Below are 17,414 nucleotides of genomic sequence, written 5' to 3'. Positions count from 1 at the left end.
TCCGCGCCCGGCCCGCCTATTGGGCGGCCGGTCCGCGCGCTCCTCGCCTTCAGTCGTCACTCACCCTGGAGTCCCGTGATGGACACCCCTCTCTCCACCATCGCCGTCGTCGGTCTGGGCACGATGGGCACCGGTATCGCCGATGTCCTGGCCCGGGCCGGCCGTGAGGTCATCGGCATCGACATCAGCGACGCCGCCGCCCGCCGGGCCGTCGCCGCCCTGGAGGCCTCCACCGCCCGCGCCGTCGCCCGTGAGCGGATCACCGAGGAGGAGCGCAGCGACGTGCTCGCCCGGTTCCGTACCTTCTCCGACCTGCACGCCGCCGCCGACGCCGATCTCGTGATCGAGGTCGTCCCGGAGTCGTACGAGATCAAGCAGCAGGTGTTCGCCGCGCTGGACGGGATCGTCCGCCCCGACGCCATCCTCGCCACCGGCACCAACGCCCTGTCGGTGACCCGGCTGGCCGCCGAGTCGGCCCACCCCGAGCGGGTCATCGGGCTGCACTTCTTCAACCCGGCCCCGGCGATGAAGCTGGTCGAGGTGGTCTCCTCGGTGCTGACCGCGCCGCCGGCCGTCGAGGCGGTCACCCGGCTCGCGCACGAGCTCGGCAAGGAGCCCGTCGCGGTCGGCGACCGGCCCGGATTCGTCGCGGACGGGCTGCTCTTCGGCTACCTCAACCAGGCGGCCGCGATGTACGAGGCGAAGTACGCCTCCCGCGAGGACATCGACGCGGCGATGAAGCTGGGCTGCGGGCTGCCGATGGGGCCGCTGGCCCTGCTCGACCTGGTCGGCATCGACACCGCGCGTACCGTCCTGGAGGCGATGTACGCCGAGTCCGGGGACCGGCTGCACGCCCCGGCGCCCATCCTCAAGCAGCTCAGTGAGGCGGGGCTGACCGGCCGCAAGGCGGGCCGCGGCTTCTACACGTACGAGGCGCCGGGCTCCGCGGCCGTCGTGCGGGACGCGCTGACCCCGCTGGAGTCCGCGGTCGCGGGCGCCGGGCGCGAGGTCCGCTCGGTGGGCGTGGCCGGGTCCGGGACGATGGCCTCGGGGATCGCCGAGGTCTTCGCCAAGGCGGGCTACGACGTCGTCCTCGCGGCCCGTTCGCAGGAGAAGGCCGACACCGCCAAGGCGCGGATCGCCAAGTCCCTGGCCCGCTCGGTCGACAAGGGCCGGATGACCGCCGAGGCCCGGGAGGAGACCCTGGCGCGGATCACCCCGGCCGGTTCGCTGGACGCGTTCGCCGAGGTCGACCTGGCCGTGGAGGCCGTCGCCGAGGACCTGGAGATCAAGCAGCAGCTCTTCGCCACCCTCGACAAGATCTGCAAGCCGGGCGCGGTGCTCGCCACCACGACCTCCTCGCTGCCGGTGGTCGCCTGCGCCCGGGCCACCTCGCGCCCGCAGGACGTCATCGGGATGCACTTCTTCAACCCGGCCCCGGCGATGAAGCTGGTCGAGATCGTCCGTACGGTCCTGACCGCGGACGACGTGCACGCCACGGTCCGCGAGGTCACCACGAAGATCAGGAAGCACCCGGTGGACTGCGGCGACCGCGCCGGCTTCATCGTGAACGCGCTGCTGTTCCCGTACCTCAACAACGCGATCAAGATGGTCCAGGAGCACTACGCCTCGCTGGACGAGATCGACGCGGCGATGAAGCTGGGCGGCGGCTACCCGATGGGTCCGTTCGAGCTCCTCGACGTGGTCGGGCTCGACGTGTCGCTCGCCATCGAGCAGGTGCTGCACCGCGAGTTCCGCGACCCGGGCCTGGCGCCCGCGCCGCTGCTCGAGCACCTGGTGGCCGCGGGCTGCCTGGGCCGCAAGACGGGGCGCGGCTTCCGCGAATATGCCCGCCGCTGATCCCGGGGCGGGGTGGGGCGGGCTGCTCGGTCCTTCAGGCGGCCCGGCCCCGCAGGCGCGCTCTCCTGCACGAATGCAGTACGTTCAGGACATGTCCCAGCCCGCCAAGACACCCCGTGCCACGTCCGCGTCCGACGCCCCGGAATCCGCCGCGAGCACCCGTGCCGCCGCCCAGCGGCTCAAAATGCGCCGCGAACTGGCCGCGGCGGCCATGGAACTGTTCGCGACGAAGGGCTACGAGGCGACGACGGTCGACGAGATCGCCGCCACCGCAGGCGTCGCCCGCCGGACGTTCTTCCGGCACTTCCGGTCGAAGGAAGAGGCGATCTTCCCGGACCACGACGACACGCTGGTGCGGGCGGAGGCGGTGCTCAACGCCGCACCCGCGCACGAGCATCCGCTGGACACGGTCTGCCGGGGCATCAAGGAAGTCATGAAGATGTACGCCGCCTCACCGGCGGTGTCGGTGGAGCGCTACCGGCTGACCCGTGAGGTGCCGACCCTGCGGGAGCGGGAGATCGCCTCGGTGGCCCGCTACGAGCGGCTGTTCACGCGGTATCTGCTGGGCCACTTCGACGAGCGGGACCACCACGACGGCAACGACGACCCGCTGCTCGCGGAGGTGGCCGCGTCCGCGGTGGTCACCGCCCACAACCACGTGCTGCGCCGCTGGCTGCGGGCGGGCGGCCAGGGCGACGTGGAGGCTCAGCTGGACCACGCCTTCGCGATCGTCCGGGACACCTTCGGTACGGGGATAGGCGCCGGGCGGCCGAGCGCGGCGCCGGCCACCACCGCCGTGGACGGGGCGGCGACGGCCTCCGTCGAGGGTGAGGTGCTGGTGGCGGTGGCCCGTACGGACGCGCCGCTGGACGAGGTCATGCGGACGATCCGGCAGGCGCTCAGGAGCGGCTGATCCGCTCCGCGACAGCATGGCGAAGGCCGCCCGGTTCGGGCGGCCTTCGCCGTTTTTGTTCGCCTTTTCTTCGCCCCTTCGATCGATCATCGCTCATCTGTGACCAGCAGATTGCATCTGAGTGAAATTGTTGGCACCCAGTGCCTTGCCAGGTGACACGGCGTGCCATACGTTGAGGGTGTCCGGGCGGTCGGCGCGCAGAGTTCACCTCGCGCGCCGGCTGTCCCCACAAGCTCCTCGGCTTGTGCGCCCGGGCGCCTGCGTCACAGGCAACTTCCGCGCACCACCCCGCGCTGCCAGCTCCACCCCAGCCGAACCGACGGCACACCTCCACAGCAGCATCCCGATGTTCCCCTCGGCGTCCCCCATGGGACGCGATTCACCGGAGGCACCCCGTGAAGGAAATCCTGGACGCGATTCAGTCGCCGGACTCCACGTCCGCGGACTTCGCCGCTCTTCCCCTGCCCGAGTCCTACCGCGCGGTGACCGTGCACAAGGACGAGACCGAGATGTTCGCCGGTCTCGCCACCCGCGACAAGGACCCGCGCAAGTCGCTCCACCTCGACCAGGTCCCGGTCCCGGAGCTCGGCCCGGGCGAGGCCCTGGTGGCCGTGATGGCCTCCTCGGTCAACTACAACTCCGTGTGGACCTCGATCTTCGAGCCGCTGTCCACCTTCGGCTTCCTGGAGCGCTACGGACGCCTCTCCGAGCTCACCAAGCGCCACGACCTGCCGTACCACATCATCGGCTCCGACCTCGCGGGCGTCGTCCTGCGCACCGGCCCGGGCGTCAACTCCTGGAAGCCGGGCGACGAGGTCGTCGCGCACTGCCTCTCCGTCGAGCTGGAGTCCTCGGACGGCCACAACGACACGATGCTCGACCCCGAGCAGCGGATCTGGGGCTTCGAGACCAACTTCGGCGGCCTCGCGGAGATCGCCCTGGTCAAGTCGAACCAGCTGATGCCCAAGCCGGACCACCTCAGCTGGGAGGAGGCGGCGTCGCCCGGCCTGGTCAACTCGACCGCCTACCGCCAGCTGGTCTCCCGCAACGGCGCCGGCATGAAGCAGGGCGACAACGTCCTGATCTGGGGCGCCAGTGGCGGCCTCGGTTCGTACGCCACCCAGTTCGCGCTGGCCGGCGGCGCCAACCCGATCTGTGTCGTCTCCAGCCCCGAGAAGGCCGACATCTGCCGCGCCATGGGCGCCGAGGCGGTCATCGACCGCAACGCCGAGGGCTACAAGTTCTGGAAGGACGAGCACACCCAGGACCCCAAGGAGTGGAAGCGCTTCGGCAAGCGCATCCGCGAGCTGACCGGCGGCGAGGACATCGACATCGTCTTCGAGCACCCCGGCCGCGAGACCTTCGGCGCCTCGGTCTACGTCACCCGCAAGGGCGGCACGATCACCACCTGCGCCTCCACCTCGGGCTACATGCACGAGTACGACAACCGCTACCTGTGGATGTCGCTGAAGCGCATCATCGGCTCGCACTTCGCCAACTACCGTGAGGCCTGGGAGGCCAACCGGCTGATCGCCAAGGGCAAGATCCACCCGACGCTCTCCAAGGTCTACTCCCTGGAGGACACCGGACAGGCCGCCTACGACGTCCACCGCAACCTCCACCAGGGCAAGGTCGGCGTGCTCTGCCTCTCCCCCGAGGAGGGCCTGGGCGTGCGCGACCAGGAGATGCGCGACAAGCACATCGACGCCATCAACCGCTTCCGGAACATCTGAGAGGCGACACACACGTCATGACAGAGCGTCAGAAGGACCGGCCGTGGCTCATGCGGACCTACGCCGGTCACTCGACCGCCGAGGCGTCCAACGAGCTGTACCGGCGCAACCTCGCCAAGGGCCAGACAGGTCTGTCGGTCGCGTTCGACCTGCCGACCCAGACCGGGTACGACCCCGACCACATCCTCGCCCGCGGCGAGGTCGGCCGGGTCGGGGTGCCGGTCTCGCACCTCGGTGACATGCGCCGGCTGTTCCAGGACATCCCCCTGGAACAGATGAACACCTCGATGACCATCAACGCCACGGCGATGTGGCTGCTGGCGCTCTACCAGGTGGTGGCCGAGGAGCAGGGCGCGGACATCTCCAGGCTCCAGGGCACCACCCAGAACGACATCGTGAAGGAGTACCTGTCGCGCGGGACGCACGTCTTCCCGCCCGGCCCGTCGCTGCGGCTGACGACGGACATGATCACCTACACGGTGAACCACATCCCGAAGTGGAACCCGATCAACATCTGCAGCTACCACCTGCAGGAGGCGGGGGCCACTCCGGTCCAGGAGATCTCGTACGCGATGTCCACCGCCATCGCGGTGCTGGACGCGGTCTTCGCCTCCGGCCAGGTCCCCGAGGACCGCAAGGGCGAGGTCGTGGCGCGCATCTCCTTCTTCGTGAACGCGGGCGTCCGCTTCATCGAGGAGATGTGCAAGATGCGCGCCTTCGGCCGTATCTGGGACAAGGTCACCCGGGAGCGGTACGGGATCGAGGACGCCAAGCAGCGCCGGTTCCGCTACGGCGTCCAGGTCAACTCGCTCGGTCTGACCGAGGCCCAGCCCGAGAACAACGTCCAGCGGATCGTCCTTGAGATGCTGGCCGTGACGCTCTCCAAGGACGCACGCGCGCGTGCCGTGCAGCTGCCGGCCTGGAACGAGGCGCTGGGGCTGCCGCGGCCGTGGGACCAGCAGTGGTCGCTGCGCATCCAGCAGGTCCTGGCCCACGAGTCGGACCTGCTGGAGTACGACGACATCTTCGCCGGCTCGCACGTCATCGAGGCGAAGGTGGATGCGCTGGTCACCGAGTGCCTGGCGGAGATCGACCGGATCCAGGAGATGGGCGGCGCGATGGCCGCCGTCGAGTCGGGCTATCTCAAGTCGCAGCTGGTCTCCTCGCACGCCGAGCGGCGCGCCCGGATCGAGGCCGGCGACGAGAAGATCGTCGGCGTCAACATCTTCGAGACGACCGAGGAGAACCCGCTCACCGCGGACCTCGACACGGCGATCATGACCGTCGACCCGGCGAACGAGGCCCGGGTGGTCGCCAAGCTCCACGAGTGGCGGGACAACCGCGACGAGCCGCGCGCCCAGGAGGCCCTGGCGGCGCTGAAGGCGACGGCGGCCGGCGACGGCAACCTCTTCGAGGCGACGCTGGAGTGCGCCCGTGCGGGGGTCACCACCGGCGAGTGGTCCTGGGCGCTGCGGGACGTCTTCGGCGAGTTCCGGGCCCCCACCGGCGTCTCCTCGGCCCCGGTCGCGGTCACGGCCGAGCGGGGCACGCCGCTGGCGCTGGTCCGCGAGAAGGTGTCCCGTACGGCCGACGAGCTCGGCTCCGGGCGGCTGCGGCTCCTGGTGGGCAAGCCGGGCCTGGACGGGCACTCCAACGGCGCCGAGCAGATCGCCGTACGCGCGCGTGACGCCGGATTCGAGGTCGTCTACCAGGGCATCCGGCTCACCCCCGAGCAGATCGTGAGCGCCGCGCTCGCGGAGGACGTGCACTGCGTGGGCCTGTCCATCCTGTCCGGCTCGCACGCGGAGCTGGTGCCGGACGTGCTGAACCGGCTGCGCGAGGCGGGCGCCTCCGACATTCCGGTCATCGTCGGCGGGATCATCCCCAACGCCGACGCCGCAGATCTGAAGCGAGCGGGTGTGGCCGCCGTCTTCACCCCGAAGGACTTCGGGATCACGGAGATCATCGGCCGTATCGTCGACGAGATCCGGAAAGCGAACAAGCTCGACCCTCTGGAGGTCCCCGCATGACCCGCCCGTCGCCCACCACCGCCCTGCCTGACGGCCGCTCCGCGACCGACCCCTCTTCTTTCAACCGGCTCCGGCCGCGCCGCTCCTGCCTCGCCGTCCCCGGCTCCAACCCGCGCTTCCTGGAGAAGGCCCAGGGCCTCGCGGCCGACCAGGTCTTCCTGGACCTGGAGGACGCCTGCGCGCCGCTGGCCAAGCCCGAGGCCCGCCACACCATCGTGAAGTTCCTCAACGAGGGCGACTGGACCGGCAAGACCCGGGTCGTCCGGGTCAACGACTGGACGACCCACTGGACGTACCGTGACGTCGTCACCGTCGTCGAGGGCGCCGGCCAGAACCTCGACTGCATCATGCTGCCGAAGGTCCAGGACGCCCAGCAGATCGTCGCGCTCGACCTGCTGCTCACCCAGATCGAGAAGACGATGGGCTTCGAGGTCGGCAAGATCGGCATCGAGGCGCAGATCGAGAACGCCCAGGGCCTCAACAACGTCAACGCGATCGCGCAGGCCTCCCCGCGCGTCGAGACGATCATCTTCGGCCCGGCCGACTTCATGGCTTCCATCAACATGAAGTCGCTGGTCGTCGGCGAGCAGCCGCCCGGCTACCCGGCGGACGCCTACCACTACATCCTGATGAAGATCCTGATGGCCGCCCGCGCCAACAACCTCCAGGCGATCGACGGCCCCTACCTGCAGATCAAGAACGTCGAGGGCTACAAGGCGGTCGCCCAGCGCGCCGCGGCCCTGGGCTTCGACGGCAAGTGGGTGCTGCACCCGGGCCAGGTCGACGCGGCCAACGAGATCTTCTCGCCGTCGCAGGAGGACTTCGACCACGCCGAGCTGATCCTGGACGCGTACGACTACTACACCTCCGAGGCCGGCGGGAAGAAGGGCTCGGCGATGCTCGGCGACGAGATGATCGACGAGGCGAGCCGCAAGATGGCGCTGGTCATCTCCGGCAAGGGACGCGCCGCCGGTATGCAGCGCACCAGCAAGTTCGAGATCCCGGAGGCCTGATCCGATGCAGTTCGGCCGCACCTACGAAGAGTTCGAAGTCGGCGCCGTCTACAAGCACTGGCCCGGGAAGACGGTCACCGAGTACGACGACCACCTCTTCTGCCTGCTGACGATGAACCACCACCCCCTCCACATGGACGTCAACTATGCGGAGAACACGACGGACTTCGGGAAGAACGTCGTGGTGGGCAACTACATCTACTCGCTGCTGCTCGGCATGTCCGTGCCGGACGTCTCGGGCAAGGCGATCGCCAACCTGGAGATCGAGTCGCTGCGGCACGTGGCGCCGACCTTCCACGGCGACACCATCTACGGCGAGACCACGGTCCTCGACAAGACCCCCTCGAAGTCGAAGAACGACCGCGGCATCGTGTACGTCGAGACCAAGGGCTACAAGCAGGACGGCACGCTGGTGTGCGTCTTCCGCCGCAAGGTGATGGTGCCCACCGAGACGTACATCAAGGAGCGCGGCGGCGAGCAGCCCGGCCGCCCCGAGCTCATCGAGCCCTCCAAGAAGACGGAGAAGTAGCAATGGCCCGACTCGCCCAGACCGCCGGGCTCACGGACGTCCAGCAGGAGATCCTCAAGACCGTCCGGGAGTTCGTCGACAAGGAGATCATCCCGGTCGCGACCGAGCTGGAGCACCGTGACGAGTACCCGCAGCAGATCGTCGACGGGCTCAAGGAGCTCGGCCTCTTCGGTCTGATGATCCCCGAGGAGTACGGCGGTCTGGGTGAGTCGCTGCTCACCTACGCGCTGTGCGTGGAGGAGATCGCGCGTGGCTGGATGTCGGTCTCCGGCATCATCAACACGCACTTCATCGTGGCGTACATGCTGAAGCAGCACGGCACGCAGGAGCAGAAGGACTACTTCCTTCCGCGGATGGCGGCCGGCGAGACGCGTGGCGCGTTCTCGATGTCGGAGCCGGGCCTCGGCTCGGATGTGTCGGCCATCACGTCGAAGGCGGTGAAGGACGGCGACGAGTACGTCCTGAACGGCCAGAAGATGTGGCTGACGAACGGCGGAACGTCAACGCTGGTGGCCGTTCTCGTCCGAAGTGACGAAGGACACCCCGAGGGGACCGCGCCCCACAAGTCGATGACGACCTTCCTCGTCGAGAAGGAGCCGGGCTTCGGAGAGGTCCGTCCGGGCCTCACCATCCCGGGGAAGATCGACAAGATGGGTTACAAGGGTGTCGACACCACCGAGCTCATCATGGACGGACTGCGCATTCCGGCCAATCGGGTGCTCGGCGGCACCACCGGCCGAGGGTTTTACCAAATGATGGACGGCGTCGAGGTCGGCCGCGTCAATGTCGCGGCGCGTGGCTGTGGTGTCGCGCAGCGTGCGTTCGAACTGGGTGTCTCGTATGCCCAGCAGCGTCACACTTTCGGCAAGCCGATCGCCCAGCACCAGGCCATTCAGTTCAAGCTTGCCGAGATGGCTACCAAGGTCGAGGCCGCTCATGCCATGATGGTGAACGCAGCACGCAAAAAGGACTCCGGGGAACGAAACGACCTCGAAGCAGGGATGGCGAAGTACCTCGCCTCCGAATACTGCAAGGAAGTCGTGGAGGACGCGTTCCGTATTCATGGCGGATACGGCTTCTCGAAGGAGTACGAGATCGAGCGCCTCTACCGTGAGGCTCCGATGCTGCTCATCGGTGAAGGTACCGCCGAGATCCAGAAAATGATCATCGGTCGCCGGCTGCTCGAGGAGTACCGCTTCCAGGGTTGATTGTCGCGTTTGAGTCGGTTCGGCCGCGAAGAAGATCACACCCTGGCAGTGTTTGCCGAGGGTTTCCGGCCGACCGACTCGGCTTCTGGCTTGCCCAGTTGCGGCTCGCAACCGATAGCATCGCCGGAAAGCCGCCGTCCCCCGTTGCCAGTGCGGCATCATCCGCTACGAAGGTCATCCATGCCCCACAGCCAAACCTCTGCACCTCGCGACAGCCTCCTCGGCGTACGCATCGCACGCGGAGCATCGCCGTGGCTTCTGCCGACCGTCGCCACGGCGGCGCTGAGCCTGGTGCGTGCGCGCCGGTCGAAGCGTGCCGCGGCCATCGCCGTGCCCACCACCGCGCTGGCGGCGGGCATGCTGTGGTTCTTCCGCGACCCCGAGCGGGAGATCGCTCAGGGCCGGGTCATCTCGCCCGCCGACGGTGTGGTGCAGAGCATCATGCCGTGGAAGGACGGACGCACCCGGGTCGCCATCTTCATGAGCCCGCTCAACGTCCACGTCAACCGCGCGCCGCTGGCCGGCACGGTGACCTCCGTGGAGCACGTCCCGGGCGGGTTCGTCCCGGCGTTCAACAAGGAGAGCGAGAACAACGAGCGCGTTGTCTGGCACTTCGACACCGAGCTCGGTGACATCGAGATGGTGCAGATCGCGGGAGCGGTCGCCCGGCGCATCGTGCCGTACATCCCGCAGGGGACCAAGGTCGAGCAGGGCGAGCGCATCGGTCTGATCCGCTTCGGGTCGCGCGTTGACATCTACCTTCCGGAAGGTGTCGACGTCGCTGTCGAGGTCGGTCAGACCACGACCGCAGGGGTGACTCGCATTGACCGTGATTGATCCTGAGGCTCAGGCCGGCTGGGTCGCCGACGCCGAGGCGGAAGCCGCGGAAGAGGCGGAGGAGATGCCGCTGTCGTTGAGGCTGTCCATAGCGGACGCCCTCACGCTCGGTAACGCCACGTGCGGATTCATGGCGGTGTACTTCACCACCACCGGGATCCTCATCCCCCACCTCACGGGCAGCACCGAGACCGGCATGGCGCGCAACAGCGCCGCCACCGCCGTGATCCTGATGCTGGCCGCGGCGATCTTCGACCTGTTCGACGGCATCGTGGCGCGCAAGCTGCGCTCGTCCCCGATGGGCGCGGAGCTCGACAACCTGTCGGACCTGATCAGCTTCGGTCTGGCCCCGGCCTACTTCGTCCTCGTGTACGGCATGGTCACGCCCGGCGCGCAGCAGAAGGTCTCGGCGGTGGCCGCGATCGTGGTGCTCCTCGCGGTCGTGCTGCGGCTCGCGAGATTCTCGTGCGTGACCATGAAGGACGGCATGTTCCAGGGCATGCCGAGCCCCTTCGGCGCGCTGACCGTGGTCTCGATCGTGCTCCTCGAGCTGCCGTTCATCCCGACGCTCCTCGCGATCATCGGGGTGGCCTGGCTGATGGTGAGCCGGGTCGAGTACCCGAAGCCGCGGGGCATCCTCGCGGTGGCGATGCTCAGCTGGATCGTGGGCGCGATGGGCATGCTGGCGGCGTGGGCGTTCGACGCCCCCGGCGGCCAGATGCTGCTCCAGACCGGCTGCGCGCTCCAGGTGGTCCTGGGCGCGGTGATCCCGCTCTTCGCGACGGCCCGCCGGGTGAACACCTTCCGGGGCAACCGCCGCGAGAACCGCGAGGCGCGGGCGGAGGCCCGGGCGGCGCAGCTGCCGTAAGGCCGACGCATGACATGAGAGGGGCCCGGGTGCGATGCACCCGGGCCCTTCTCGTGCGCTCACGGCGCGGACGTCACGCCAGGAAGTCGCGGGCGATGTTCGCGGCCACCTCTTCGAGAAGCGGGCCGGCGCCCGGGATGGACTTCGCCGGGTCGGGCTCCAGGTCGCTGAGCGGGTAGGCGCGGCGGATGCCGGCCGTCTCCAGGGCCTGCTGCGTCAGGGCGAGGCGGCCGCAGACGGCGACGACGTCGATGCCGGCCTCGCGGGCCGCCGCGGCGACCCCGGCCGGGGCCTTGCCGTGCAGGGTCTGCTCGTCGAGGGAGCCCTCGCCGGTGATGACCAGGGTGGCCCGCGCCAGGGCGGGGGCGAAGCCGAGCACCTCCAGCATCAGTTCGATGCCGGGGCGGAAGCTCGCGTCGAGGCCGACCAGCGCGCCGTACCCGATGCCGCCCGCGCCGCCCGCGCCGGGCGCGACCGCGCACTCGGCGGCCTTGGGCCCGATGGCCTTCTCCAGGACGGTCACGAAGTGGCTCAGGGCGGCGTCCAGGGTGGCCACGTCGTCGGGCGAGGCGCCCTTCTGCGGGCCGTAGACCGCCGGGGCGCCCGTGGGGCCGGTGAGCGGGTTGTCGACGTCGCTGGCGAGGGTCAGGTCGACGTCCTGGAAGCGGGGGTCGAGGCCGGACAGGTCGGCGGTGGCGAGATCGGCCAGGGCCGCGCCGCCGGGGCCGACCGGCTCGCCGGACGCGTCCAGGAAGCGGGCGCCGAGGGCGGCCAGCATACCGGCCCCGCCGTCCGTGGTGGCGCTGCCGCCGACGCCGAAGACGATGGTGCGCGCACCGGCGTCCAGGGCAGCCCGCAGCAGCTCTCCGGAGCCGTACGTCGTCGCCGTGAGCGGCGCGAAGACGCCGGGGGGCAGCAGCTGGAGGCCGGAGGCCTCGGCCATCTCGACGACGGCCGTCTGTCCCCGCAGCGCGTACGCGGCCGTGACCGGCTCGCCGAGCGGTCCGGTGACCCGTACCTCACGGCGTTCGAAACCCGCCGCGACCGCGGCCGCGACCGTGCCGTCGCCGCCGTCCGCGACGGGCAGGGTCTCCACTTCGAGCTCCGGGACGACCCGTCGCAGACCTGCTGTGACCCGCTCCGCGACCTGTACGGCCGTGAGCGAACCCTTGAACTTGTCGGCCGCGACGAGCACGCGTGCGACCTCAGTTACTGCTCCGTCCGTCACCTTGCATCCCTTGCTTTCGAACAGGCAGTCGCGCCGTGCCTGACCCTATCCGCAGCGTCAGACCGCGTGCCACCCCCTCATAAGGCGATATTCCGCCCCATAGGGGGGCCATCGAGCCGGGAAACGATCGATCAAATCTCGTCCCAGGCCACCGCCGCGCGCTCCGGCCGTTCATTCGGTACACCGGAGATATGGGCCCTCACAGGACGGAGCATCTCGTACGGACCCCGACGGCGGACGGCCGGGATCCGGCGGACTGGGTGCCCGAGGAGCGGGAGCCGGACGAGCGGGGGCCGGAGGAGGCGCGCGGGCGGCGGACGGGCCGGGCGGCCGGGCCGGGGCTCGCCGACCGGATCCTGGGCGGCTGGACCGGGCGGATCGCCGGGAACATGCTCGGCAAGCCCGTGGAGCGCGGGGACCACTGGACGCCCGAGCGGATCGACCGCTATCTGCGGCTGACCGGCGCGCTGCCGCTCACCGACTACCTGCCCCCTCCCCCGGTCGAGGCGACCGGCTTCGAGCTGCGGCCGGAGTGGCCGCAGTGCGTGCGGGGACGGATCCACGGCAGCTGCCGGGACGACGACATCGACTATTCGATCCTCGGGCTGCATCTGCTGGAGACGCGCGGCTTCCAGTTCACCACCGAGCAGGTCGGTGAGCTGTGGCTGCTGCGGCTGCCGTATCTGCAGACGTTCACGGCCGAACGGGCCGCCTACCGCAATCTGGCGAACGGGCTGCGCCCGCCGCTCACCGCCACCTACGACAATCCGCACCAGGAGTGGATCGGTGCCCTGATCCGGGCCGACATCTTCGGCTGGACCTCGCCGGGCGATCCGCGCCGGGCCGCCGCGCTCGCCCGCCGGGACGCGACGCTCTCGCACACCGGCAACGGCGTGTACGGGGCGATGTGGGCCGCCGCCCTGATCGCGGCCGCGTTCACCGCGGCGGGGCCCCGGGAGGCGGTCGAGCGGGCGCTTGAGCGGATTCCGGCGAGCAGCAGGCTGGCCCGTACGGTCCGTCACACGGTCGCCCTGCACGAGGCCGGCGTCGCATGGCAGGACGCGCTCGCCGAGCTGGCGTCACAGACGAGTGGCCTCGGCTGGATCCACACGATCCCCAACGCGGCGGTGATCACCGCCGGGCTGCTGTACGGCGAGGGCGACTTCACCCGGACCATCACGCTGACCGTCCGCGGCGGTCTGGACACCGACTCCAACGGGGCGACGGCGGGCTCGGTGGCCGGAGTGCTGTGCGGGGCGTCGGGGATCGGGCCGCAGTGGTCGGAGCCGCTGGAGGACCGGGTGCGCAGCGCGGTGTTCGGCTTCGACGGGGTGCGGATCAGTGAACTGTCAGCGCGCACCCTGCGGTTGGCCTCCGGCTAGGCTGACCGTGTGACCACCACCGATTACGCAACGTACATCGCGAGTCTGCCCCGCGTGCTGGCCGGTGCCGCCGCGCTGTTCCGGGACGCCGAGGGGCGCGTCCTGCTGGTCGAGCCCAACTACCGCGAGGGCTGGACGCTGCCCGGCGGGACGATCGAGTCCGACGAGGGCGAGACGCCGCGTCAGGCGGCCCGCCGGGAGACGGCGGAGGAGATCGGTCTGGACGTGGAGCTGGGCCGGCTGCTCGCGGTCGACTGGGTGCCGGGGCCGGCGCGGCCGCCGATCGCCGCCTATGTGTTCGACGGCGGGGTGCTGTCGGCGGAGCAGTTCGCGGCGATCCGGCTCCAGGCGGAGGAGTTGCTGTCCTGGAAGCTGGTTCCCCGCGACGAGCTCCTCACCTATCTGCCCAAGGCGCTCGGCCACCGCGTCGTCGCGGCCCTGGACGCGGTGACCGCGGGCACGGGCGCGGTGGAGCTGGAGAACGGCCTGCCGCCGCGCTGACGGGCGGGGCCCGGTGGCGTCCCGGCGCGCGGGTAATCCGTTCGCCGGACGCCAGGGGCGGTGCCTACGCTCGCCGTATGACTCTCGTCGCGATCCTCAGCGGGGCCGGGATCTCCACGGACTCCGGCATTCCCGACTACCGCGGGCCGAACGGCCTGTGGCGGCGCGATCCCGAAGCCGAGAAGCTCGTCACGTACGACTACTACATGGCCGACCCGGAGATCCGGCGCCGGGCCTGGCTGATGCGGCGGGACGCCACCACGCTGCGGGCCGAGCCGAACGCCGCGCACCGCGCCGTCGCCGCGCTGGACAAGACGCCCGGGTTCGCGGTGCGGGTGATCACGCAGAACGTGGACGGGCTGCATCAGCTGGCCGGCCTGCCCGACCGCAAGGTCCTCGAACTCCACGGCACCGCACGGGCGGTGGTGTGCACCGGCTGCCATGCCCGGTCCTCGATGGAGGAGGCGCTGGAGCGGGTGCGGGCGGGCGAAGCGGATCCGCTGTGCCGGGCGTGCGGCGGGATCCTGAAGTCGGCGACGGTGATGTTCGGGCAGCGGCTCGATCCGGTGGTGCTCGGCGAGGCGATGGCGATCGCCAAGGCGGCCGAGGTGTTCATCGCGGTGGGGACGAGCCTTCAGGTGCAGCCGGCGGCCTCCCTCGCCGGGATCGCGGCCGAGGGCGGGGCGCGGCTGATCATGGTGAACGCCGAGCCGACGCCGTACGACGAGCTGGCCGCCGAGATCATCCGGGAGCCGATCGGGACGGCGCTCCCGGCTCTCCTTGAGCGCCTCGGCTTCTAGAGGAGGAAGAGGGCCTGCTCGGGGGCGCCGGCCTCGAAGGCGAGCAGGCGCTGCTTGCGGTCGAGGCCGCCGCCGTAGCCGGTGAGGCTGCCGCTCGCGCCGATGACGCGGTGGCAGGGGACGATGATGCCGATCGGGTTCTTGCCGTTGGCGAGGCCGACGGCGCGGGAGGCAGTGGGCTTGCCGAGGGCTTCGGCGAGCTTGCCGTAGGTGCGGGTCTCGCCGTACGGGATGGTGCGCAGCTGCTCCCAGACGGCGCGCTGGAAGTCGGTGCCGTGCAGCCGCAGCGGCAGGTCGAACTCCCGCCGCTCGCCGGCGAAGTAGGCCTCCAGTTGGCTGATCGCCTCGTCGAAGGGACCGGGGTCGGGACTGCCGAAGGTCTCCTCGGCGGGGCGGTGGCGCTGGGCGGTCATGTAGAGGCCGCTGAGCACGCCGTCGGTGGCGACGAGCGTCAGGGGGCCGTAGGGGCTGGTGACGACCGTGTGCTGGCGGGGCATCGCGAGAAGTCCTTACGCGGGCAGGTGGTTGATGGGGTGGCTGTCGGTCGCCCAGAGGTACTGGACCGCGTACGCCCGCCAGGGCCGCCAGGCGGCGGCGCGGGCCGTGAGGGCGGCGGGTGTGGAGGGCAGACCCAGGTCCTTGGCGGCGCGGCGGATGCCGAGGTCGGTGGGGAGGAAGGCGTCCGGGTCGCCGAGGCCGCGCATGGCGATGACCTCGATCGTCCAGGGGCCGAAGCCGGGCAGCTGGGCGAGGCGGGCGCGGGCCTCGCCCCAGTCGCTGTCGACGCCGAGTCCGAGGGTGCCGTCGGCGAGGGCCTGGACGAGGGTGACCAGGGTGGTGCGGCGGCTGCGCGGCAGGGCGAGGGTCTCGGGGTCGAGGGCGGCGAGCGCCCGCGGGGTGGGGAAGAGGTGGGTGAGGCCGCCTTCGGGGTCGTCGACGGGGGTGCCGTGGGCGGTGACGAGGCGGGCAGCGTGGGTGCGGGCGGCGGCGGTGGAGACCTGCTGGCCCAGCACGGCCCGTACGGCGAATTCGGCGGCGTCGACGGTGCGCGGTACGCGCCGGCCGGGCGCCTTGGCGACGAGGGGGGCGAGGAGCGGATCGGCCTGGAGCTGGTCGTCGACGGCGACGGGGTCGGCGTCGAGGTCGAGCAGCCAGCGGCAGCGGCTGATGGCGATGGGCAGGTCGCGGGGGTCGGTGAGGGAGAGGCGGCAGGCGATGTGGTCGGGGGTGGGGGTGAGGGCGACGATGCCGTGGCCGTACGGGAGGGTGAGGGTGCGGCGGTAGGCGCCGCCGCGCCACTCCTCCACCCCGGGGACGGCGGTGGCGGCGAGGTGTCCGAAGAGGTTGTCGGGGTTGAGGGGCGCGCGGTACGGCAGGCGCAGGGTGAGGACGCCGGGGGTCCGCGGGACACCGGCCGGGGCGCGGGTGGCGCGGGCGCGCAGCTCGCCGGGGGCGAGGGCGAAGACCTCCCGGACGGTGTCGTTGAAGGTGCGGATGGAGGCGAACCCGGCGGCGAAGGCGATGTCCGCCATCGGCATCGGCGTGGTTTCGATGAGCAGCCGCGCGGTCTGGGCGCGCTGTGCGCGGGCCAGGGCGAGCGGCCCGGCGCCGAGCTCGGCGAGGAGCTGGCGTTCGATCTGGCGGGTGGAGTAGCCGAGCCGGCCGGCGAGGCCGGGGACGCCCTCGCGGTCGACGACACCGTCCTGGATGAGCCGCATGGCGCGGGCGACGGTGTCGGCGCGGGCGTTCCACTGCGGGGACCCGGGACTCGTGTCGGGGCGGCAGCGTTTGCAGGCCCGGAACCCGGCGCGCTGGCAGGAGGCGGCGCTCGGGTGGAAGACCATGTTCTGGGGCTTGGGGGGTACGACGGGGCAGCTGGGGCGGCAGTAGATGCCCGTGGTCAGGACGGCGGTGAAGAAGACGCCGTCGAAGCGGGCGTCCTTGGACTGGACGGCGCGCACGCAGCTCTCGGTGTCGGTGTGCATGGCGGGATGCATGGGTCCAGCTTGGGGGACGCTCCGCTCGACGGCTGGCGGAAAAGCGACATCACCCTTCGGCTGCCAGGGCTTTTTCGAGGCCCGGAACCGGCCGGTCTCGGGTGCGTCGGCCCAGTCGTCGACCGTCACGGCCGAGGTGTGCCGGTCCCCCGCCGCTGCCCGGCGCAGCGGCTCCGCGGCCGCGGCCGGCAGGAGTTCCGCGTACGCGGGCAGGTCGGCGTCCGCGGCGATGAGCAGCAGGTGTCTGGCGGTCAGCGCGGCCTCGGGGAACGGCTCGTGGGCCGCCAGCGGCGCGAGGGTCGCCGGGGCGAGGCCGAGGACGCAGCCGGCGTGGAGCAGGACCTCACGGACCCGTACGGAGCGGGGGTCCTCGGGCAGCAGGGCCGTGGTGCGCGCCAGGAACCGGGCGACGACCTCGACGGGCTCCGCCGTGTCGATGGCCTCGCCGCCGCGGAAGTAGCGGCCCAGGTACGCCTGCCACCATGCGAGCTGGACCTCGTAAAGGTGCGCGATCG

Annotated in this window: 15 protein-coding genes; 12 read left to right on the top strand and 3 right to left on the bottom strand. The window is 70.8% G+C overall.

All coding sequences use genetic code 11. The features are described from left to right. Nucleotides 1-78: 78 nt before the first annotated feature. The 9 genes from ACZ7LT_RS13440 to pssA all read left to right on the top strand — a co-directional run bounded on the left by ACZ7LT_RS13440 (nucleotide 79) and on the right by pssA (nucleotide 10,991). On the top strand, nucleotides 79-1,860 hold the full coding sequence (locus ACZ7LT_RS13440) for a 3-hydroxyacyl-CoA dehydrogenase family protein (protein WP_471236143.1): 1,782 nt from the start codon (nucleotides 79-81) through the stop codon (nucleotides 1,858-1,860). 91 nt (nucleotides 1,861-1,951) lie between these two features. Then, nucleotides 1,952-2,773: a TetR family transcriptional regulator gene (locus ACZ7LT_RS13435; RefSeq protein WP_471236142.1), complete on the top strand. Its 822-nt coding sequence runs from the start codon at nucleotides 1,952-1,954 to the stop codon at nucleotides 2,771-2,773. 395 nt (nucleotides 2,774-3,168) lie between these two features. Beyond that, the gene (ccrA, locus tag ACZ7LT_RS13430) at nucleotides 3,169-4,506 is read left to right on the top strand and encodes a crotonyl-CoA carboxylase/reductase (RefSeq protein WP_471236141.1); all 1,338 of its coding nucleotides are present in this window, start codon (nucleotides 3,169-3,171) and stop codon (nucleotides 4,504-4,506) included. Between the two features lie 17 nt (nucleotides 4,507-4,523). Beyond that, complete coding sequence (locus ACZ7LT_RS13425) at nucleotides 4,524-6,536, top strand: protein meaA (protein WP_471236140.1); 2,013 nt, start codon at nucleotides 4,524-4,526, stop codon at nucleotides 6,534-6,536. After that, complete coding sequence (locus ACZ7LT_RS13420) at nucleotides 6,533-7,549, top strand: HpcH/HpaI aldolase/citrate lyase family protein (protein ID WP_471236139.1); 1,017 nt, start codon at nucleotides 6,533-6,535, stop codon at nucleotides 7,547-7,549. The genes ACZ7LT_RS13425 and ACZ7LT_RS13420 overlap by 4 nt, the downstream gene beginning before the upstream one ends. Before the next feature lie 4 nt (nucleotides 7,550-7,553). Further along, nucleotides 7,554-8,078 carry a MaoC family dehydratase gene (locus ACZ7LT_RS13415; protein WP_260226712.1) on the top strand — a complete coding sequence of 175 codons (525 nt, stop codon included), beginning with the start codon at nucleotides 7,554-7,556 and terminating at the stop codon, nucleotides 8,076-8,078. Between the two features lie 2 nt (nucleotides 8,079-8,080). Beyond that, nucleotides 8,081-9,286, top strand: a complete 1,206-nt coding sequence (locus ACZ7LT_RS13410) for an acyl-CoA dehydrogenase family protein (protein WP_385146712.1) — start codon at nucleotides 8,081-8,083, stop codon at nucleotides 9,284-9,286. A gap of 180 nt (nucleotides 9,287-9,466) precedes the next feature. Continuing rightward, entirely contained in the window at nucleotides 9,467-10,123 is a 657-nt protein-coding gene (locus ACZ7LT_RS13405) for a phosphatidylserine decarboxylase (RefSeq protein WP_471236138.1), read from the top strand. Beyond that, nucleotides 10,116-10,991 carry a CDP-diacylglycerol--serine O-phosphatidyltransferase gene (pssA, locus tag ACZ7LT_RS13400; protein ID WP_471236137.1) on the top strand — a complete coding sequence of 292 codons (876 nt, stop codon included), beginning with the start codon at nucleotides 10,116-10,118 and terminating at the stop codon, nucleotides 10,989-10,991. Before ACZ7LT_RS13405 ends, pssA begins: the two co-directional genes overlap by 8 nt. 73 nt (nucleotides 10,992-11,064) lie before the next feature. Here the strand turns inward: pssA and ACZ7LT_RS13395 are convergent, their stop codons facing one another. Continuing rightward, nucleotides 11,065-12,219, bottom strand: coding sequence for a glycerate kinase (locus ACZ7LT_RS13395; protein ID WP_471236136.1), 1,155 nt, complete (start codon nucleotides 12,217-12,219; stop codon nucleotides 11,065-11,067). Nucleotides 12,220-12,410: 191 nt separating this feature from the next. Between ACZ7LT_RS13395 and ACZ7LT_RS13390 the strand changes: the two genes are divergently transcribed. The 3 genes from ACZ7LT_RS13390 (at nucleotide 12,411) to ACZ7LT_RS13380 (ending at nucleotide 14,902) form a co-directional block, all read left to right on the top strand. Continuing rightward, on the top strand, nucleotides 12,411-13,601 hold the full coding sequence (locus ACZ7LT_RS13390; RefSeq protein WP_471236135.1) for an ADP-ribosylglycohydrolase family protein: 1,191 nt from the start codon (nucleotides 12,411-12,413) through the stop codon (nucleotides 13,599-13,601). Nucleotides 13,602-13,610: 9 nt separating this feature from the next. Further along, nucleotides 13,611-14,102, top strand: a complete 492-nt coding sequence (locus tag ACZ7LT_RS13385) for an NUDIX domain-containing protein (protein ID WP_471236134.1) — start codon at nucleotides 13,611-13,613, stop codon at nucleotides 14,100-14,102. 77 nt (nucleotides 14,103-14,179) lie between these two features. Further along, entirely contained in the window at nucleotides 14,180-14,902 is a 723-nt protein-coding gene (locus tag ACZ7LT_RS13380; protein WP_471236133.1) for an SIR2 family NAD-dependent protein deacylase, read from the top strand. On the opposite strand, the gene ACZ7LT_RS13375 is transcribed toward ACZ7LT_RS13380, so the two are convergent. Continuing rightward, nucleotides 14,899-15,399, bottom strand: a complete 501-nt coding sequence (locus ACZ7LT_RS13375; RefSeq protein WP_471236132.1) for a methylated-DNA--[protein]-cysteine S-methyltransferase — start codon at nucleotides 15,397-15,399, stop codon at nucleotides 14,899-14,901. The two genes, ACZ7LT_RS13380 and ACZ7LT_RS13375, sit on opposite strands and share 4 nt — an antisense overlap. Before the next feature lie 12 nt (nucleotides 15,400-15,411). Next, complete coding sequence (locus tag ACZ7LT_RS13370) at nucleotides 15,412-16,887, bottom strand: AlkA N-terminal domain-containing protein (protein ID WP_471236354.1); 1,476 nt, start codon at nucleotides 16,885-16,887, stop codon at nucleotides 15,412-15,414. Between the last annotated feature and the right edge of the window lie 527 nt (nucleotides 16,888-17,414).

Source organism: Streptomyces sp. NPDC039465, from assembly GCF_055639315.1.
This window is presented reverse-complemented; position numbering and strand designations above follow the sequence as displayed.